General features: G+C 46.0%; 21 protein-coding genes, 1 tRNA gene and 1 pseudogene. 11 read left to right on the top strand and 12 right to left on the bottom strand.

Features of this window, described 5'->3' with window-relative positions; translation table 11 throughout:
* Window positions 1-92: 92 nt before the first annotated feature.
* Window positions 93-923: an AAC(3) family N-acetyltransferase gene (locus BpJC4_RS06090; protein WP_151680793.1), complete on the bottom strand. Its 831-nt coding sequence runs from the start codon at window positions 921-923 to the stop codon at window positions 93-95.
* 106 nt (window positions 924-1,029) lie between these two features.
* Between BpJC4_RS06090 and BpJC4_RS06085 the strand changes: the two genes are divergently transcribed.
* Both BpJC4_RS06085 and BpJC4_RS06080 read left to right on the top strand, forming a co-directional pair.
* Window positions 1,030-2,358: a polysaccharide biosynthesis protein gene (locus tag BpJC4_RS06085; protein ID WP_151680792.1), complete on the top strand. Its 1,329-nt coding sequence runs from the start codon at window positions 1,030-1,032 to the stop codon at window positions 2,356-2,358.
* A gap of 61 nt (window positions 2,359-2,419) precedes the next feature.
* On the top strand, window positions 2,420-3,145 hold the full coding sequence (locus BpJC4_RS06080) for an MBL fold metallo-hydrolase (RefSeq protein WP_151697651.1): 726 nt from the start codon (window positions 2,420-2,422) through the stop codon (window positions 3,143-3,145).
* Window positions 3,146-3,172: 27 nt separating this feature from the next.
* On the opposite strand, the gene BpJC4_RS16895 is transcribed toward BpJC4_RS06080, so the two are convergent.
* Both BpJC4_RS16895 and BpJC4_RS06070 read right to left on the bottom strand, forming a co-directional pair.
* Window positions 3,173-4,300, bottom strand: coding sequence for a thermonuclease family protein (locus BpJC4_RS16895; protein WP_151680790.1), 1,128 nt, complete (start codon window positions 4,298-4,300; stop codon window positions 3,173-3,175).
* 117 nt (window positions 4,301-4,417) lie between these two features.
* A tRNA-Arg gene (locus BpJC4_RS06070) sits at window positions 4,418-4,490 on the bottom strand.
* 370 nt (window positions 4,491-4,860) lie between these two features.
* Here BpJC4_RS06070 and BpJC4_RS06065 point away from each other — a divergent pair.
* Entirely contained in the window at window positions 4,861-5,040 is a 180-nt protein-coding gene (locus BpJC4_RS06065; RefSeq protein ID WP_151680789.1) for a hypothetical protein, read from the top strand.
* Window positions 5,041-5,128: 88 nt separating this feature from the next.
* Complete coding sequence (locus tag BpJC4_RS06060) at window positions 5,129-5,818, top strand: N-acetylmuramoyl-L-alanine amidase family protein (RefSeq protein WP_151680788.1); 690 nt, start codon at window positions 5,129-5,131, stop codon at window positions 5,816-5,818.
* A 66-nt stretch (window positions 5,819-5,884) separates the two neighbouring features.
* Here BpJC4_RS06060 and BpJC4_RS06055 read toward each other — a convergent pair whose 3' ends face one another.
* The 3 genes from BpJC4_RS06055 to BpJC4_RS06045 form a co-directional block, all read right to left on the bottom strand.
* Window positions 5,885-6,229 carry a FlxA-like family protein gene (locus BpJC4_RS06055; RefSeq protein ID WP_151680787.1) on the bottom strand — a complete coding sequence of 115 codons (345 nt, stop codon included), beginning with the start codon at window positions 6,227-6,229 and terminating at the stop codon, window positions 5,885-5,887.
* Window positions 6,230-6,471: 242 nt separating this feature from the next.
* On the bottom strand, window positions 6,472-6,828 hold the full coding sequence (locus BpJC4_RS06050; protein WP_151697650.1) for a response regulator: 357 nt from the start codon (window positions 6,826-6,828) through the stop codon (window positions 6,472-6,474).
* Window positions 6,829-6,983: 155 nt separating this feature from the next.
* Window positions 6,984-7,547, bottom strand: coding sequence for a beta-class carbonic anhydrase (locus tag BpJC4_RS06045; protein WP_151680785.1), 564 nt, complete (start codon window positions 7,545-7,547; stop codon window positions 6,984-6,986).
* 161 nt (window positions 7,548-7,708) lie between these two features.
* Here BpJC4_RS06045 and BpJC4_RS06040 point away from each other — a divergent pair, with 161 nt between their 5' ends.
* From BpJC4_RS06040 to floT, 6 genes are all read left to right on the top strand, one after another.
* Window positions 7,709-8,362, top strand: a complete 654-nt coding sequence (locus BpJC4_RS06040; RefSeq protein ID WP_151680784.1) for a class I SAM-dependent DNA methyltransferase — start codon at window positions 7,709-7,711, stop codon at window positions 8,360-8,362.
* Complete coding sequence (locus BpJC4_RS06035) at window positions 8,355-8,828, top strand: S-ribosylhomocysteine lyase (protein ID WP_151680783.1); 474 nt, start codon at window positions 8,355-8,357, stop codon at window positions 8,826-8,828. The genes BpJC4_RS06040 and BpJC4_RS06035 overlap by 8 nt, the downstream gene beginning before the upstream one ends.
* A 14-nt stretch (window positions 8,829-8,842) precedes the next feature.
* Window positions 8,843-9,760: a PLP-dependent cysteine synthase family protein gene (locus BpJC4_RS06030; protein WP_151680782.1), complete on the top strand. Its 918-nt coding sequence runs from the start codon at window positions 8,843-8,845 to the stop codon at window positions 9,758-9,760.
* Window positions 9,761-9,866: 106 nt separating this feature from the next.
* A complete protein-coding gene (locus BpJC4_RS06025; RefSeq protein ID WP_151680781.1) occupies window positions 9,867-10,997 on the top strand; it encodes a bifunctional cystathionine gamma-lyase/homocysteine desulfhydrase in 1,131 nt (376 codons plus the stop codon).
* A 367-nt stretch (window positions 10,998-11,364) separates the two neighbouring features.
* Complete coding sequence (locus BpJC4_RS06020) at window positions 11,365-11,919, top strand: NfeD family membrane protein (protein WP_172968300.1); 555 nt, start codon at window positions 11,365-11,367, stop codon at window positions 11,917-11,919.
* A 12-nt stretch (window positions 11,920-11,931) separates the two neighbouring features.
* The gene (gene floT / locus BpJC4_RS06015; RefSeq protein WP_151680779.1) at window positions 11,932-13,452 is read left to right on the top strand and encodes a flotillin lipid rafts scaffold protein FloT; all 1,521 of its coding nucleotides are present in this window, start codon (window positions 11,932-11,934) and stop codon (window positions 13,450-13,452) included.
* A gap of 30 nt (window positions 13,453-13,482) precedes the next feature.
* Here the strand turns inward: floT and BpJC4_RS06010 are convergent, their stop codons facing one another.
* The 5 genes from BpJC4_RS06010 to BpJC4_RS05990 all read right to left on the bottom strand — a co-directional run bounded on the left by BpJC4_RS06010 (window position 13,483) and on the right by BpJC4_RS05990 (window position 18,123).
* Complete coding sequence (locus BpJC4_RS06010) at window positions 13,483-13,704, bottom strand: hypothetical protein (RefSeq protein ID WP_151680778.1); 222 nt, start codon at window positions 13,702-13,704, stop codon at window positions 13,483-13,485.
* Between the two features lie 296 nt (window positions 13,705-14,000).
* Window positions 14,001-15,011, bottom strand: coding sequence for a rod-share determining protein MreBH (mreBH, locus tag BpJC4_RS06005; RefSeq protein WP_151697649.1), 1,011 nt, complete (start codon window positions 15,009-15,011; stop codon window positions 14,001-14,003).
* 278 nt (window positions 15,012-15,289) lie between these two features.
* Window positions 15,290-15,805 (bottom strand): acyl-CoA thioesterase, encoded by a 516-nt coding sequence (locus tag BpJC4_RS06000; protein ID WP_172968346.1) that lies wholly within the window; start codon window positions 15,803-15,805, stop codon window positions 15,290-15,292.
* Between the two features lie 174 nt (window positions 15,806-15,979).
* Complete coding sequence (locus BpJC4_RS05995) at window positions 15,980-16,741, bottom strand: TraR/DksA C4-type zinc finger protein (RefSeq protein WP_151697648.1); 762 nt, start codon at window positions 16,739-16,741, stop codon at window positions 15,980-15,982.
* Between the two features lie 125 nt (window positions 16,742-16,866).
* Entirely contained in the window at window positions 16,867-18,123 is a 1,257-nt protein-coding gene (locus BpJC4_RS05990; RefSeq protein ID WP_151697647.1) for an MDR family MFS transporter, read from the bottom strand.
* Window positions 18,124-18,317: 194 nt separating this feature from the next.
* Between BpJC4_RS05990 and BpJC4_RS05985 the strand changes: the two genes are divergently transcribed.
* Complete coding sequence (locus BpJC4_RS05985) at window positions 18,318-18,683, top strand: DUF488 domain-containing protein (protein ID WP_151680774.1); 366 nt, start codon at window positions 18,318-18,320, stop codon at window positions 18,681-18,683.
* Between the two features lie 14 nt (window positions 18,684-18,697).
* Here the strand turns inward: BpJC4_RS05985 and BpJC4_RS05980 are convergent.
* Window positions 18,698-19,125 (bottom strand): annotated as a pseudogene (locus tag BpJC4_RS05980) (Rrf2 family transcriptional regulator).
* Window positions 19,126-19,263 lie beyond the last annotated feature (138 nt).

Genomic DNA, 19,263 nt, shown 5'->3' with positions numbered 1-19,263 from the left:
TGTGAATTTTGCATGAAAAAAAGCTGAACTCGCATGAATCTGCGTAGCAAATCTGCATGAAGTGTAAGCTGCGTTCCAAAAAAGAAGATAACTTACTCGTTATCTCCTTCATCATGCTTCTGAGAATTATCCAAAAATTGTTCGGTGAAATCGACCAGCGCCCGCTGTTTCATCAGCCTGGACAGGGCCGCGCCGACAAAACCGGTTTTCACTTTGTGGCTGCGTTCAAAAGCGCGGCCGATTTTATTGAACAAATCGGAGTTTTCTTCATAATCTTTGTATGACTTCCATACCCTTTTGCCGTTTACCATCATGGCGCAGCTCTGTTTAAATACGGTTGTGTACCGCGACGAACGGTATTCGCCAAGGTGCATCGAAGTATTGGAAAGATAATCAACCCCGAGCAGCAAAATATACCCGTTCTTATCGTAAATGCGGGCGAGCGGGGATTTTTCCCCGAACGGGAAGTCAAGCGAGTGGCCTTCCACAATATATTTTGCGTCACGGCCCCATGCTGTAAACGAACAGTTTGGGTGATTGCTCCTTAAAACGCCCGGGAATGTCCGGAAAAGTTCAGCAATCCGGCCCATCCCATAAGTGGGGGTAATCCGCGGATCGAAGGCCGGTATGGATTTGCGGATCTCATCCCACCATTCTTCCGGGATAGGCGGATTTTCCCAATAAGCCGGATCCGAATTATTCGTTGTTTGCGCCGGCATCACAATGGTCCCTTGATTGGTAATGACTTCCATTAATGCTTGGATTACGGCAACTTCTCCCCCGCAAACCCAGCCAATCGAGCTTAAAGAAGAGTGGACGATCACGGTCATGCCTTCCGCAAGCCCCAGTTTGCGGAAATCTTCCATAAGCCTTTCTTTTGTGACCAAGATATGTTTTTTGCGGATGACTTGTTCTTCTGACATACAGGCTTCTCCAATCTTGCATATTTTTATTGTAATGTTTCTCCGGGCTTGCCTCATATCCTTTAATATTGAAAAAGTTTTCCAAGATAAGGAGAAGAGGCAGAACATGGCAGTGTTTTTTAAAGGAGCGCTGATTCTGATCGGTGTCGCTTTTATAGGAGAATGCATTGAATTTTTGACCAATATGGTGCTAGCGAACGAACTCGGGGCACATGGCATGGGTTTGTATATGTCGATTTTGCCGGTGATTTTTTTAATTGTGACGATTGCCAGCATGGAACTGCCGATCTCGATTTCAAAATTTATTGCTGAAAAAGAAGAAAAATACCACCGCGGCATGCTGCAGTATACGATCCGCCTGACGATTCTGTTTGTGCTTCTTTTGATGGCAGCAGCCGTTTTGTGGCTTCACGCACTGCCGGTTTTCCGGCATTACCATCCGTATATCCGTTGGCTGATCGTTGCCCTTATCCCGATTATAGCATTTTCCTCGATCGCAAGAGGGTATTTTATGGGTGTCCAGCAAATGGGAAAAATTGCCGTCGCCAATTTCCTGAGAAAAATCATGCAACTCGTTTTGCTTGTTTTTCTATTCCATTGGATTCAGTTTGATTTGGAGCTGTCCATTTTCATTGCGCTGTGCACGCTTGTCGGGAGCGACCTGATTGTGCTGCTGTATCTTTTCCATATGTTTGTGCTACAAATGAAAATGCTGAAGAAAAAAGAACAGGCGGAGATGGGCGGGAAAACGATCCGGAGAAGTTTGCTTGCAGTTTCCCTGCCGACAACTGGCATGCGCGTCTTTCATTCGATTACAAACGCCATTGAGCCATTTTTTATTAAATGGGTGCTCGTCAAATCGGGTATGACGGAAACAATGGCGAATGAACATTTCGGGCTGATGGCGGGCGTAGCTTTTACGATCGGTTTTTTCCCGGCTTTTATTGCCCACTCCTTATCAACGGTGCTGATTCCGACCGTTTCGGAAGCATACGTCAAAAAAGACGGCTTGAAGCTGCAAAAACTGTTGCAGCAGGTCATGATGATGACATTCGTTTACGGGTTGCCGGCCGTAGTGATCATTTATCTATTCGCTGTTCCACTCGCTGCGCTGTTTTCACATTCTGCCGCCGCGGCCGTTTATGTGCAGCTTTTATGGCCGTATTTTTTGTTCCATTATTTTGTCATTCCGATGCAGGCGTTTTTAATCGGGCTCGGGCTGGTCAGGGATGCATTGGCGCATTTTGTTTGGTCAACGGCCGTGATGTACTGTCTGATTTATTTTCTCGGCGTCAATCCGCAGTATCAAATGGCGGGTGTCATGATCGCAATGAATACGGGGACGCTTCTTGTAATGATGATGCATTATTTAACGATTTGCAAAAAAATTGAAGTTTCCCTCATTTTGCGGAAGCCGATGAAACACACATTTTAACGCGCTTATGGACATGCGGCATTCCTTACGTTTAAAATGGGGGAAACAAGGAGGGATGATGATGCTTGAATTTATTGGCTGCGGCAGCGCTTTTCATACGGAACTCGGAAACAATAGCGCTTTTTACATAAAAGGCCAGACGCTTTTTCTCATTGACTGCGGGAGTAGCACATTTGCAAGGCTGCGGGAATCAGGGATTTTGCAAAAAGCGGACCGAATCCATGTCGTTTTGACCCATACGCATGCCGACCACGTAGGATCGCTTGGGGATCTGGTGCTTTATGGTTATTGGATCATAGGGAAAATGGCGGAGCCGGCTGTAACGGTCTATGCGCCTAAAGACTTAAACATCCGTATGCTATTGGACATGATGGGCGCGGAGGAAAAAACGTATATCCTGAAAGAATTCACTCCCGGAGAAGAGATTGAAATTCCAGAACTTTCTATCCGGTTTGAAGCGGTTCCGGTCAGGCATGTTCCCGAACTGCACTGTTTCGGCTATGTGCTGAGGATTCAAAACGAGTTGATTTATTACAGTGGCGACTGTTGTGAAATTCCCGCGTCTATTTTAGAAAAACTAACCGGCGGTGTATTTGGCGCTTTTTATCAGGATACGTGCAAAGCGGATTACGAAGACAATGTGCACTTGTCGCTCCGCAAATTGGCAGAAATCATCGGCCCGGCATTCAGGGATAAAGTGTACTGTATGCACCAGGACGAGGGTTTTGACAGGGATGAAGCTGAAAAACTCGGTTTTCAAGTTGTAAAACCATACGGAGAAAAGTAAAAACACAAGGGCATGGTACCCTTGTGTTTATTTGGAAGGCCTGTACCCGGCTTTTTTCGCCTGCGCCTCTGTACAGAACCATACAATATTGTCCTTTGTCCGGTTGTAATATGGATTCCCCGGTAAATGATAAATTTTGCTGTTTGCATTGCCTTTAATTTTTCCTTTGCAGACCATGTTGCTTTCCTGGTCATCTGCAGGGTTGTTTTGGTATGCACTTGAGCTTCCGGCCCCGCCCGTACCGGACTGCTTTGCGGATGATGATTTCGCAGCGGCAGTTGATTTCGAGCAGCCGTTAAATCCGGAATCGGTGGCATATCCTTTTTGAGACCAAATATGTAAGTGCTTGTTTTCTGCAATCTTTTCGTCTTTTTCGTATTTTGACAAATATTTGTACGGCGGATGATAAATATAAGCGACCCGGGCATAACCGTCTTTCAGCAATTCTTCCTGCACCGATTTTCCATTTACATACACATAGGCAAGAAGACGGCCGTATTTATCGCGGGTATCGCCGTTTGTTTCGAATTCCAGCGTCAACTTGCCGCTGTTGACCAATTGTTTATTTTTGTTATAGGCACTCACGGCATACGGCTGGACGCAGGTACCCGGTTTTTTCTCTTCCGGTGTATCCACCAGCAAATAGCGCACTGTTTTTTCTTTCCCTTTATAGATGACTTTGATTGTATCCCCATCAACCGTTTCTACCAATGTTGCGGCATGCTGGTTGGATGGAGTGGAAATTTTTTTATGTTTTTTTACTGCAGGTACCGCAGCCTCAGCCGGTTTGCTTTTATCTTCTTTAGGATTGCTGCCGGACTTGCCGGCGGTGTTTTTCGCTTTGGTAGCAGCTGTTTGATAATCACTCTTTTGATGCGTTGTATCCTGTGTTGGTGCCGTGATTCCGAAAAGAATGAAAAAAATGATGGCAAGGATGAAATATCCCGTACTGGAAGAAAACTTTGTTTTTTTCTTTGCCCAAAAGCCGAGGCGCGGGAAGAAAAAACTTAAAAAAGCAAAAAGCAAGGACAGGAATGCGAAAGCCAGGAAAAAGCCGTTAATATGTGAAAACAAAAATTTAACGGCATTTATGACAACAGCGATGACCGCCAGAACGACAAAAAATCCAAGGCAACCAAAGCCAGCTTTTTTCATTTTATAATCCCCCTTAAAATTTCCACGCAATGACATCCTGAAAGCTTTGGAGCCATGGGAAACGACATGATAAAAAGCACAAGGGCAACCTTCCCTTGTGCTTTCTCTCTATATAAGCGGCCCCGAGAGGACTCGAACCTCCGACGCACGGTTTAGGAAACCGACGCTCTATCCACTGAGCTACGGAGCCATATCTGTGTTGTTAAAATGAACAGATATTATTATATACGAAAAAGTTGTTTTTGAAAAGCCTTTTTGCATTTTTCGGCGGATTTGTTGCAGCTTTACTAAGGTATCCAGGCGAGGACGGTTTTCTTCTGCACGTAGAGAAATAAATTTGTGATCCATCTTGCAATGGCACCGATGTTGTTTTATATCTTTAGTAATATATTAATCAATTTAACCGTAATAAATTCAGTTTAAAGCACTTCCAAATCTTTATTTTTTGTGGAGGATAAAGGCAAATTTTCCTGCCACGAGATTTCCCGCTTCTAATTCTAACCCCTTGAATAGCATATGGAAAAGGGGGACGGTATATGTAAGACGTCTATCAGGTTGGCATGATCCCAATCATCATGGGCTTGGGGGAAATGTTCAAGCGGATCGGGTTTCCGGCAAAATATTTCCCGCTTCTTGCCGTTATTTTCGGCCTCGGGTTCGGAATTTTTTATACCGGAAGCAATTTGAAAGAAGGGATCATCAAAGGGTTTATGCTCGGGCTGTCAGCGAGCGGATTGTAAAGCGGCGCGAAACATATGGCGGGAAAGTGACCGGAATTCAGTTTAAAAGATATGTAGGGAGTGAGGGAAACGAAAAGGGGTGAAGAAAATGTTTAAACTTTTTCTTGATCCCGGGCATGGAGGAAAAGACCCGGGCGCAACAGGAAACGGGCTGGAAGAAAAGGATATTACTTTGGTGATTGGCAAAAAAATCCGGACCATTTTAACAAATGATTACGAAAATGTTTCCGTAAAAATGTCGCGGACGACCGATACATTTATTTCCTTGGAAGACCGCACCGATACAGCGAACAGCTGGGGTGCTGATTACTTTCTCTCGATCCATATTAATTCAGGAGCGGGGACGGGATTTGAAAGTTATGTTTACCCCGATGTCTGCTCCCCTACCACAACATACCAAAAGACGATCCACCAGGAAGTGCTGAAACTCAATGATTTACAGGACAGGGGCAGAAAAGAGGCCGACCTCCATGTGCTCCGGGAATCGCGCATGCCGGCGTTGCTGACGGAAAACGGCTTTATTGACCGGGCAAGCGATGCGGCAAAAATGAAACAAAACAGCTGGATAGAAGATGTCGCGCAAGGGCATGTCAACGGGTTGGCCAAGGCGTTCGGCCTGAAAAAGAAGAGCGGGGCAACGTACCAGAAAGTGGTCAAAGGGGATACAGTCTATTCGTTAAGCAAAGAATATGGTTCCAGCATCCAGCAAATCAAGGAATGGAATAATTTGGATGATGACTATACGATCTATGTCGGGGAAAGATTGCGCGTAAAATAAGAAAAAAGCAGGGGCTATCATCGGCGCCTGCTTTTTTCCATTGAATATGTTCTCTGTGTTTTTCCATTACTCCGATGCCGGGTTTGCTTGCAACTGGTTATACAGCGCATAAGCCGCGTTGCTGATCGTCACCTCGTCCTGCGATTGGGCTTGTGCCGCCGCAGGAGTTGAATCCGACTTGCTTTCGGCTTCCAATCTTTGGATTTCCACTTCAATTTGCTGCAATTGCGTCTGCAGCTGCTTTAACTGCTGAGAATTGTCCGTGGATCCCGAAGAAGAAGCACTCAATTGTTTAATTTCCGCTTCCAGTTCTGTTTTTTGCTTTTGCAATTTTTCCAATTGGGATGAAGAACTGGATGAAGCTGCTGCCGTGCTTGTAACGGTTTGGAAAGAAACTGAACTGATTTGCATCAATGTCACCTGTTTCGTAAAAAATTTGAATTCCCTGCCATTATAGCCTTTCGTATCTTAAAAAAGGCTTAAAAAACCGGCGCTAAAGGCCGGCTAAAAGAAAGGGGGGTAAGACAAATAGGGCAATTTGTCCAGCGTGTTTGCTTGCTGCTTGTCCTCGCTACACCGTTTATGATAAAGGCCAAATCCTAAAGCGCTGTGAAAAAAATATAATATTTTAATGAGGATTCCATAAGATTGGGTTAACCCAGATTCTCCAAAACGGGGATCAGGTTGTCGAAAAAAGGCTTTACAATAAAATCTTTCGCTCCGCTTTGAAGAGCTTCCAGCATGAGCGACTTTTGCCCGAGCGCAGTGCACATGACCACATTGGCGTTTTCGTCGATTTTCATCAATTCTTTTAACGCCGCGACCCCATCCATGTGTGGCATCGTGATGTCGAGCAGGACAATATCAGGGCGGTATGCCGTATATCTTTCCACCGCTTCCAGGCCATCACTGGCTTCGGCAACAACCTGGTAACCGTGCCTCTCCAGCAATGCCCTCAGTTTCATCCGCATAAACATCGAATCATCCACAAGCAAAACGTTTTTTTTCATTGGAGCCACCGTCCTTTTTCCAGGTGTACATTCATGATGTTTGGCCGGCCAAGCCGTCTAATTTATTTTACCATGGAAGTGTAGGAAAATTGTCATGTGACAAAGGTACTAAAAAATAGGAAAAACTGGGCGAAGCAATCTCTCAGGTGAACGTTTTAATTTTCATAGCCGTTGATGACAAGATCGAGCTTCCCTGTTTCCGGGTCAATCACGAGGCCGTGTACCGGCACTTTTTTGTCCATGAGCGGATGATTTTTAATGATACCGACGCTTTTTTCGACACTGTTTTCCACTCGGTCAAAACCGCTCAGCCATTCGCCCAGGTCGATCCCAGCGTTGGTGAGCGTCTCAATGGTTTTTTCTTCTACCCCGCGTTTTTTCATATTCGTAAGCACAGATTCCCCTTTTAAACCAGTCATGCCGCAGTCATAGTGGCCGATGACGAATACTTCATCCGCCTTCAACTGGTAGATGGCGACAAGCAGGCTCCGCATCGTGCTGTCAAACGGGCTTGTCAGGATGGCCCCGGCGTTTTTCACGATTTTCGCATCGCCGTTTTTAATATTCATCGCCTTATGTAATAATTCGATAATCCTTGTATCCATGCAAGTAAAAATTACCATGCGCTTGTCCGGAAATTTGGAAGTGGTATAAGGCTCATACTCTTTTTTCTCCACAAATTCCTCATTGAAAGCCATAATGTTATCCAATAATGTCATCACATCTCATCCTTTCCAGAATATTTTAAAATACAACCGCCATGAATGAAAGTAAAAACGTTTAAAATGGTGATTAATATTCAGTCCCAAAGTTTGCAAAAAATAATAATACGTGGTACATTTAATTCATAGTTATTTTATAGGAAATGGAGGGATTAAGATTGGGCAGAGAATTTGATGCGCTGTTCGATGAATGGTCCCACTCTTATGATCAAACAGTTTCCGGCAAAGATTCCGAATACGGGGAAGTATTCTTTCAATATGATAAAATTTTGGATGCTGTCGCTGGCCGTGCGGAAGGGTTTGTTATTGAATTTGGCCCCGGCACCGGGAATTTAACGGGAAAACTGCTGCAGAGAGGGCTGTCTGTAATTGGCATAGAACCTTCTGCCAATATGAGAAAAATTGCACAACACAAGCATCCGAGTGTTAAAATAACAGATGGGGATTTTTTAAATTTTACAGTCCCGAAAAAAGTGGATACGATTGTGAGCACCTATGCTTTTCACCACTTGACGGATGCAGAAAAGCGGTATGCCATTTCCTTGTACCGGGGGTTTTTAAACCCTGGCGGCAAAATTGTTTTTGCAGATACCGTTTTTAAATCAGAGGAAGCAAAGCGGGAGATGATCCAGGAGGCAAAAAACAGAGGGTTCAGCCGGCTTGCAAAAGACTTGGAAAGCGAGTACTACACGACGGTCCCTGTGCTAGCTTCTATTTTCAAAGACAATCATTTTGAAGTTTCGTTCGATCCATTAAACCGTTTTGTATGGTTGATTGATGCAAAATTGAAAGGAGTGCATGACAATGGCTGAAATGCAAAAAATGAATGTAGAAAGTTTTAATTTGGACCATACGAAAGTAAAAGCGCCATACGTGCGCCTCGCAGGGGTGAAAGAAGGAATTCACGGCGATGTGATCCGCAAATACGATATCCGTTTCTGCCAGCCGAACAAAGAGCATATAGAGATGCCGGCACTTCACTCACTGGAACATATGATGGCGGAATTCGCCCGCAATTATACAGACAAAATTGTGGATATCAGCCCAATGGGTTGCCAAACCGGTTTTTATTTTTTGGTCATCAATTTGGACGATTATAACCAGGTGCTCGATATCATTGAAAAAACATTGAATGACGTGCTTCAAGCAACCGAAGTGCCGGCGTGCAATGAAACGCAGTGCGGCTGGGCGGCGAGCCATTCATTGGAAGGCGCGCAGGAGATTGCAAGAAAGATGCTGGCAAAACGTGATGAATGGGCACAGGTTTTTGCCGAATAACGGGGACGCTTCAGATGAAGTTTGCAAAAAATGTCCATGAACTGGTCGGCAACACGCCGTTGGTGGAAATTACGGCATTTGATCTGTCGGAAGATGTCCGCCTGTTTGCAAAGCTTGAGTATTTAAATCCGGGCGGTAGCATCAAGGACCGGCTCGGCGCATACCTTTTGGAGCGAGCGTTTAAGGAAGGCAAACTGAAGCGCGGCTGGACGATCATTGAACCGACCGCCGGCAACACGGGGATCGGGCTTGCGCTGGCTGCGATCCGGTTCGGTGTGCGGGCAGTGTTTGTCGTGCCGGAAAAATTCAGCATGGAAAAGCAGACGCTGATGCGGGCGCTCGGAGCGGAAGTCATCAACACGCCGACTGCGCTCGGCATGGAAGGTGCGATTGCGAAAGCGAAAGAACTCCTTGCCGAAACGCCGAATTCTTATTTTCCGGGCCAGTTTGAAAATCCTGCCAACCCGGAAACCTATTATAAAACGCTCGGCCCTGAAATTTGGGATGCGCTCGACGGCCATGTCGATGTTTTTGTGGCGGGCGCCGGCTCCGGAGGCACTTTTATGGGCACGGCCCGTTTTTTAAAGGAGAAAAATCCGGATCTGAAGGCTGTGGTCGTGGAACCCGAGGGCTCGATTTTAAACGGCGGCGAGGCGCACGGCCACCGCACGGAAGGGATCGGCATGGAATTCTTGACGCCGTTTATGGATCGCTCGTATTTTGATGCGATCCACACGATTTCGGACGATGCGGCTTTTAAGCGGTTGGCGGAAGCGGCCCGCCTTGAAGGCCTTTTGATCGGCAGTTCTTCGGGTGCCGCATTAGAAGCGAGCCTGCGGGAAGCACAGCGGGCAAAACCGGGCACCCATATCGTTACGATTTTCCCGGACAGCAGCGAACGGTATATCAGCAGCGGGATCTATTCTGGTTGATTCGTCCATGTAATTGTATTACCGCGTATTTTGGAATTTCTGCGGAAAAGCGAACAAGGCAGCCACGGATTGTCTTGCGGAAAGATATAAAAAAGGAGATGGATCGATGCGTAAAAAAACAAAATTCATTCACGGCGGCATCAGCCGTGACCCATATACAGGTGCCGTTTCCGTGCCGGTTCACCATGCGAGCACATTCAAGCAGGACGGCGTCGGCAATTTTAAATATGAATACGCAAGGACCGGCAACCCGACGCGCGAAGCATTGGAGAAACTGATCGCCGATATTGAAGAAGGCACGCGCGGTTTTGCATTCGGCTCCGGAATGGCGGCCATTACGGCAGTTATCCAGTTATTTTCGGCCGGCGACCATATTTTGGCGACCGATGATGTGTACGGCGGCACTTTCCGCGTGCTGACAAAGGTGATGAACCGCTTTAATATTGATGTGACATTTGTCGATACAAGCAATTTGGATGCGGTGCGGGCAGCGATCCGGCAGAATACAAAAGCAATTTATGTGGAAACGCCGACCAATCCGCTGTTGAAAATTACGGACTTGCGGGCGATTGCTGGTGTGGCGCGTGAAAACGGGTTGAAATTTATTGTGGACAATACATTCAGCACACCGTATTGGCAAAATCCGCTTGTTTTAGGAGCGGATATTGTTGTGCACAGCGCGACGAAATATCTCGGCGGGCATAGCGATGTTGTTGCCGGACTCGTGGTTGTAAAAGATGAGCGGCTGGCCGAAGACCTGCATTTTATCCAAAATTCAACAGGCGGCATTCTCGGCCCGCAGGACAGCTGGCTTTTGATCCGTGGCATTAAAACACTGGGCGTGCGCATGGAAGAAATTGAAGCAAACACGCGGAAGATTGTTGAATTTTTGGTGGCGCATCCTGCGGTTGAAAAAGTGTACTATCCGGGCCTTGCGGATCATCCCGGACATGAAGTGCACCGTTCCCAGGCCGATGGGTTCGGCGGTATGATCTCTTTTACGGTGGAATCCCAGGAAAAAGCGCTGGATGTTTTGAATCAAACCCGCTATTTTACTTTGGCGGAAAGCCTGGGCGCGGTGGAAAGCCTGATTTCGATCCCATCGCTGATGACCCATGCTTCGATTCCGCGCGAACGCCGGCTTGAACTCGGCATCGAAGACGGCTTGATCCGCATCTCAGTCGGAATTGAAGATGCAGAAGATCTGCTTGAAGATTTAGGGAATGCATTAGATTAGAATTTAAGCCTGCTCTCGTTGGGGAGCGGGTTTTTTGTTTATAAAAGAGCAATTAAATGTATTAGCAGGAAAAAAAGATAAGTACGCACATTCTGATACTCTAAAAGTGATTCACTCATCATTGAATCAAGGATTCCATATTATGAATTGAGATGGTTTCTTCAAATCTAATCTAAAAATATTGCTTACAATCTCCTCACCTCCCTCAACCATCCATACACCAGAAATGGAAAATACCGTAAATACGACCTGAGCATATTGTAAAAATTTTTTCCACTTTATGAAACCTGTGCCATTTTAAACCGTAATAAAAGTACATAAAAAAATTGATGAAAGGGGCCCGTGCAATAGAAGGGATGTGTTGCATATGGAAGTGTTTGGCGTGCCGATTGAGACGGCATATTTGGCTGTATTGATCACGGCAGGCTGTTTGACGGTGCTTTATTTGCTGTTTAACGATTTGCTCGGCAGTATAGCGGATGCGGTCAATTTTATCCATCCTGCTCTGATCCTGGCATTTTTCACCTTTTTCTCGGCAGGCGGGTATATTTTGGAAAAACTGACACCTCTTTCCCATCTGCTCATTATCACGATTTCAATTGTTATTGCCTTGATATTGGATACATTGCTGAACGTGTTTGTGTTCGTTCCATTGTCCACTGCTGAAGAATCGCTCGCCTACACGGAAGAGTCTTTGAAAGGAAGGGTTGGAAAAACGATTCTTTCGATTCCGAAAGGCGGGTTTGGGGAAGTCGTGATTGACAGCAAAACCGGAACGATTTCAAAACCGGCTGCCAGCGTGCAGGACACGCAGATCGAAGAAGGGACGCAGGTGCTGGTCATTGAAGTGAAAAATGGCGTGCTGTATGTCGTGCCTTACGAAAATTACCGTTTGAATCATGAAACATTTTATCAATCATAAGGGGGGAACCGCATGTTTGCAAGCGGAATAATGGGCATTTGGATTATCATTGGCATTGTTGTATTTTTGGTGATTGCACTGATTGGCGTATTTATTACAAAATACCGGACGGCGGGCCCGGATGAAGCATTGATCGTCACCGGAAGTTTTTTGGGCGGCAAAAACGTCCATGTCGACGAAGCGGGAAACCGGATTAAAATCATCCGCGGCGGAGGGACATTCGTATTCCCGGTGTTCCAACAGGCAAAACCGCTCAGCCTGTTATCGAGCAAACTGGAAGTCACAACGCCGGAAGTCTATACCGAACAAGGCGTTCCGGTTATGGCCGACGGGATTGCGATTATCAAGATCGGCGGATCGATCGGGGAGATTGCCACAGCTGCCGAACAATTTCTCGGGAAATCAAAAGAAGACCGTGAAAATGAAGCGAGGGAAGTGCTGGAAGGCCATTTGCGCTCCATTTTAGGTTCCATGACCGTTGAAGAAATCTATAAAAACCGCGACAAGTTTTCGCAGGAAGTCCAGCGTGTCGCTTCCCAGGATTTGGCGAAAATGGGGCTCGTTATCGTATCCTTTACAATTAAAGAAGTAAAAGATAAAAACGGTTATCTCGATGCGCTCGGAAAGCCGCGGATTGCCCAGGTCAAACGGGATGCTGACATTGCGACCGCAGAAGCGGAAAAAGAAACGCGGATCCGCCGGGCAGAAGCGTTAAAAGAAGCAAAACGCGCAGAACTCGAGCGGGCAACAGAAATTGCGGAAGCTGAAAAGTTCAACCAATTAAAAATTGCCGAGTTCCGCCGCGAGCAGGATATTGCAAGGGCGAGGGCCGACCAGGCGTACGATTTGGAAACGGCCCGTTCCAAACAGGAAGTGACGGCACAGGAAATGGAAATTAAGATAATCGAACGGCAAAAGCAGATCGAACTGGAAGAAAAGGAAATTTTACGTCGCGAACGCCAATACGACTCCGAAGTGAAGAAAAAAGCGGATGCCGACCGTTATGCTGTGGAGCAGGCCGCGATTGCGGAAAAAATGAAGCAAATCGCCGAAGCCGATGCCCATAAATACCGCATTGAAGCAATGGCAAAAGCGGAAGGGGAACGCGTCCGCATCGATGGTACGGCAAAAGCGGACGCCCAGCGCGCCCAAGGGGAAACCGAAGCGGAAATTATCCGCCTGAAAGGTTTGGCGGAAGCGGAAGCAAAAAGAAAAATTGCGGAAGCATACGAACAGTTCGGCCAGGCTGCTGTACTTGACATGATTTTGAAGGTGCTGCCTGAATACGCGAAACAAGTGGCGGGCCCGCTTTCCAATATCGGCTCCATTACAGTTGTCGATACGGGCAGCGGCACAAATGGGGGTGCGAACAAAATCACCGGTTATGCCACCGACCTGATGGCAACACTCCAGGAAACGTTGAAAGCATCGAGCGGCATCGATATCCGCGAAATGCTCGAAAGTTTATCCGGAAAACAGCAGGCACAAGTCCCGCAGCCGGAACCGGTTTTGATGGAACAGGAAGTAAAATAGGGTACGGCAAGTGCCTTTCCATTTTTGACTTTACCGGATAAACCCCTTCTGGTAGGTCAGAAAAAAGTAACGGAATTCATCAAATAAGAGTTGACGGTAGGAAGAAAAATCATACACTTCCAAAAAAGCTTCCAAATCTTGGCGAGAGAAGGAGTCCAAAATTCCGGAAAGTTCAATGGGTGTACGCAAATGCTGATACAGCTGCCCGAGCCCAAAATATTCGAACGTGTCGGCAATTTGTTCGTTTGTCATCAAAACACCTGCTTTTTCTATAGTATATTCTATTGTTCACCACCGATAGAAAATCAAACACAAAAAAACGGCTGGAACCGCGCATTACCCGATTCCAGCCGTTTTATCATCCTAGGGGAAAATCCTGCGTACTGTGCTAATCCTGTCCCCAATGTGTTTTCCAAAATCGCTGCACTGAAACTGTGGCAAAGGCAGTCAATTCTGCAGCCGCGCCCCTTTCGAATCTTCAGCCAGCTTATTTCTTGGTGATGGTCAGCAAGTTTTTGACTCCGGAAAACTCCCGGACCTGCAAAACCTTATTTCGCTGCGTCTGCAGTCATTTTGTTGATGAACTGGAGGGAGCGGCCTGCGCCGACAACGACGGATTGCAGCGGATTTGGCGCCAGGTGCACAGGCACGAAAATTTCGTTGCTCATCCATTCCTGCATGCCTTGCAGAAGGGCGCCGCCCCCGGTTAACACAATACCGCGGTCTACGATATCTCCGCTCAATTCAGCCGGGCAGTCTTCCAACGTTGCGCGAATCGTTTCCAAAATTTGCAGAAGTGAGTCGCGCAATGACTCTTGGATTTCATAAGAGCTTAATATCACGGTTTTCGGCAGGCCTGTCACAAGATCCCGTCCGCGGACTTCAATTGTCTGTTCCCGATGGTCGACTAAAGCATGGCCGATTTCCATTTTGATTTGTTCCGCGGTCCGTTCGCCGATTAAAAGGTTGTACGTTTTTCTAACATGCTGCATAATATCATCATCCATTTTATCGCCGCCGATCCGGATCGTATTATACGTGACAACGCCGCCGAAAGAAATGATGGCGACTTCTGTCGTGCCGCCGCCAATATCGACAACAACATTCGCGATCGGTTCATCTACAGGCAGATCGGCGCCGATTGCGGCGGCAACCGGTTCTTCAATTAAATGGACAGCTTTGGCCCCGCTGTTTTTTACCACATCTTCAATGGCACGGCGCTCAACCGATGTTGCGCCGGATGGGGCACATACAATGACATTCGGCTTGCGGATGGAGATGCCGCTTTGTTTATTGATTTTTTTCATAATTTGTTTCAACATTTCTGTCGTCATGTCAAAATCGGCAATTACGCCGCCTTTTAGCGGGCGGACAACCGTAATTTTTTCCGGCGTTTTGCCGATCATGGCTTTTGCCTCATGCCCGAAGGCGAGCACTTGTTTTGTTTGGTTATCTATTGCCACAACGGATGGCTCGTCCAAAATCACGCCTTCTTTTTTAGAATACACCAAAACATTCGCAGTTCCTAAATCGATTCCAATTTCGTTCCCTGAAAACATGTATTATGTCACCTAACCTTCATGATCTTTTAAAGCATAGTATGGTACCATAGTCATTCCCATTCAGTATAGCTTTTTTTGTCCGTGCCGTCGGTAGCACTTTCTTCCAATCCATCACATTACAAAAACATGTCGCGGCAATTCCTTAAAAATCTGTAAAAAGGCTGCAGCTACCATACAAAATTAATCTTTTTGTAAAATTTTTCACAATGGAGGAGAAAGGAAAAATTCCTTTTGTGACAAAAAGGAATTTTTTCTGCAGAACAGGTTCTTCAATCTTATAACATGGCGTTTGAAAAATAGCGCGCCATTTCCTCACTTTGTTTTTTTCGCAGCAATCTTTGTTCGGCACGCTGTTTTGCCGTTTCATTTAACCAGCGCTCCTCATCTGTTTCCGGAACGACTTCGGGCACCGGTGTCGGTTTCCCGTTCTCATCAAGCGCCACAAAGGTTAGAAAAGAAATGGCGGCAATCGATGTTTCTTCTGTTTTTAAGTCTTCCGCACTAACCTTTACAAAAACTTCCATTGAGGTGCGGCCAGTCCAGGTCACTATCGCTTCAACTGTGACGACATTCCCGACGCGGATCGGGGCAATAAAATCGACAGAGTCGGTCGAAGCCGTTACAACGGTGCATCTGGCCAGTTTGGCGGCCGCAATCGATGCTGTATCATCAATATAAGCCATTAATTTTCCCCCGAATAGCGTGCCAAGGTGGTTTGTATCCGGCGGAAAAACATAGCTTGTTTTCACTGTGCGGGTTTCACGCATATATTTTTTTGGTCTGTTTCCCAAAAATCTCACTCCATTATGTTGATGCCGCTCGTGGCGGCGGTTTAACTTTTCCTTTTATCATATAAAAAATTATAACAAAATCGGCTGTAATATACGAACAAAAACGTAAAGAAAAAAGGCTTCCATCCGGAATTTTTTCAAAGAAAAATCAGGTTCAGCAAATAAACCTGATTTTTATTTCCGATTTTTTTCATTTTCTTCCACATATGGATTTTTTTCATTCCGCGGCAGATCCTCGAATGGTGTCATCATGTCCACTTCGTCCAGTTCTTCTTCGTATTCTTTATTTGGATAAATTTTTACATGTTTGCCGGAAATGTCGTTACCTGAGAAATTTTCAAAGTCTTCCACATAGCCGTCATGATCGTCCGATTCCGTGTACATTTCGTTATAGCTGTCCGGTGGGGTTTCAAAATCGGAAGGTGATTCAGAAGTGCCCCATTTCGCAACAGCCTGCCAGGAATCTTCCGCATCAAAGACAACCGACTCATCTTTTGAATCGTCGAAATTGAATTTTCCCCACGGCGGATTGAGCACATCTTCTTCAACGGACCGGTGCCCCGGGATCGTAGAATCCGGGCTGTGCTCTTTGCAGTACAGCGTTGACGGGAGTGCCTCCAGCCGCTCGATCGGGATGTCCCTGCCACATTTTTTGCATTTTCCGTATGTGCCGTCTTCCATTGCTTTAAGAGCTGCCCTGATTTTTTCCTCTTCATATTCGGCGTGGTTATTCAGAGCAATATCTTTTTCCCGTTCATACAGTTCAGTTCCGGTATCGCCAGGATGGTTGTCGTAACTCGAAAGTTCTCCGACGGAATCATAAGGGTGCGCGGATTCTAATTGATAATGGTTATTTTGGTCCAATTCTTTTTGAAAGCCGTCAAGTTGCGACTTTAAAATCGTTCGGAAATGGTCCAGTTGTTGTTGTGTAAGCATCTTTCACCACTTCTTTCTTTACAAAGGTGTGTTGATGATTTTTACTACCGAAGCAAAGGGCACAAACTTTTCAAAAGTAGTATGGATCAAAATGCCGCTGTTCATGAAAAAAAGTCTGCCCGGTTTCATGTACCGGACAGACGTCTTTTTTCATATTGCCGGAACATCACGATATACATGCCAGCACTCGCAACAGCTAAAACAGCCAGGACGGCAAACGTTCCTTTGTAGCCGATCATGCCGGCCAAGGGGATCGATATCGGTGCAATTGTTCTGCCGAGTGTGTACCGCAGGCTTGCAGCTGCAAAATATTGGGCACGCATGTCAGGAGGCGAGAGCTTGGAGACAAAGTTTTGCTGGATACCCGTTACAACCAGTTCGCCGAGTGAAAACAGGAGCATCGAGAAGATAAATCCAAAGCTTGATATCCAGACGCCGAATAAATAAATGGAAACGGCATAAAGCAGCGAAGACAGCACAAACACGTCCCGTTCCCTGTATCTCGCCATCCATTTCGTAGCCGCTACGGAGAAAAGGGCGACAATCAGGCCGTTTTCGGATAAAATAAAACCGAACAGTTGCTCTCCGGTAAAATGGATCAGGTTGAAAAAATCGGCTTCATCGAAGGCTTTTTTCGTATAGACCGGCAAGATGAGATCAAGCTGCATATACGTCTGGGCGACGAGAATGCCGGCAAAGATAAACAGCATAAAAATTTTATCCTTGATGATGACCTGGTAGCTTTGGGCCTGCTCCACAAGGGAACTGTACCATTTTTTCTCTTTTTGGGGATGACCGTTTGCAAAAAGCGGTGCTGTTTCGCGTGTGTATCTTACGAGCAGGATGCCGAGCACTAGGCATGAAAGGGCTGCGAAAACTAGCAGTTCGAAACGGTAATGCGCAAAGAAAATCCCGCCGATCACCGGCCCGACGACGACTGAGATATTGACGGATGTGTAAAAAACGGCAAATACATGGCTACGGTTTTTTTCATCGACAACATCGGCAATCATTGCCTGGCTCGCCGGATAATAAAGCGAACCGAATACGCCGGAGACGGAAAAACAAATAAAAGCCACAAGAGCAGAGTCGAACCATGGCGAGTTGGCAAACCCAAAAAACAAAAAGGCGATGCCCTGTCCGAACGAAGAGAGCACCATCATTTTTTTTCTGCCGAAGCGGTCGGCATAATAACCGCCGAGCAGGTTGGCAATGGCGGAAAAAACTTGCGAAACAATTAAAAGGGTGCCTGCAAGCCCCGTACCGAATTCCTCGGTGAAGTAAATGGTCAAAAAGGGGAAGAACATCCAAAAGGTGAGATTCATTAATGATTCCCCGAAAAGACGGACTTTTAAATTTTGGTCCCAATCGCGTATTTTCATAAAAATGTCCTCATTTGTCAGAATAGACGTCAAAACTATCATACACAGAAAAATTTTGAAAAACAACGATTAAATGAAAAGTTAGAGGACTGTTTTTTGGAATGGACCTATGCGAAAATGGAACGCAACCCTGCCAGTTTGGAACGGAAGAAGCGGGCGAAATGACTAAAATACCATGAAAGGAAGCTGTTCGAATGTACGAATTAAAACGAATTTACGAAAAACCGGGAGATGACGGCAAACGGGTGCTTGTTGACAGGATTTGGCCGCGTGGGGTTTCGAAAGAAAAAGCCATGCTGGATGATTGGATGAAAACCGTGGCACCGACGCCCGCACTGCGGAAATGGTTCAACCACGATCCGGAAAAGTTTGCCGAATTTGGAGCCAAATACACGGAGGAACTGGACAACCTGGAGGACCGGACGGAACTGGACCGGCTGATCGAGTGGGGGCAGGCGGGAAACGTTACCTTGCTGTATGCAGCAGAAGATGGGGAGCACAATCATGCGGTTGTGCTGAAAAAGTATCTTGAACAAGCGGAACACCGGGCAAGTGAATAAACCCCCTCCCAGTGTTAGTTTGTTAAAAGCTGTCGGTAGGATAACCGATTTTTGACAAGATCTTCAAGCGTATATTGATCCAAAACACAGAGAAATGCAGCAAGCGCTTCATGCAAAACATGCTTCAATCCGCAGACAGGGGTAATGATACATGCCCCGCCTTCCATGCATTCCACCAATTTAAAGTCGTCTTCCGTGTAGCGGATGATTTCCCGATATTGATCTTGCGGGGTGGTTTAGCAAGGCAAATCCCGCCCCCGCGCCCGCGTACCGTTTTAATGCCCCCGATTTTGCTTAATTCATAAGTAATTTTCATTAAGTGATTTTTTGAAATACCGTAATCATCCGCAATTTCTTTAATACTGGCCAATTTGCCGTCTTCCATCGAAGCCAGGGAAATCAGTTCACGCAGCGCGTAATCTGAGTAATTCGTTAAACGCATTTGTATCCCCCATATACTTGTTTCCGAAAAAAACTGCAGAAAAAGGAGATTGTGACAAATCTTTTAAAGATGTATTTTGGATAATTACTTTGATGAAAAGAAAACACTATCTTAAAGATATATTTTAAATATTACTAT

The sequence above is a fragment of the Weizmannia acidilactici genome (assembly GCF_008974185.1).
GTDB lineage: Bacteria > Bacillota > Bacilli > Bacillales > Bacillaceae_C > Weizmannia > Weizmannia acidilactici.
This window is presented reverse-complemented; position numbering and strand designations above follow the sequence as displayed.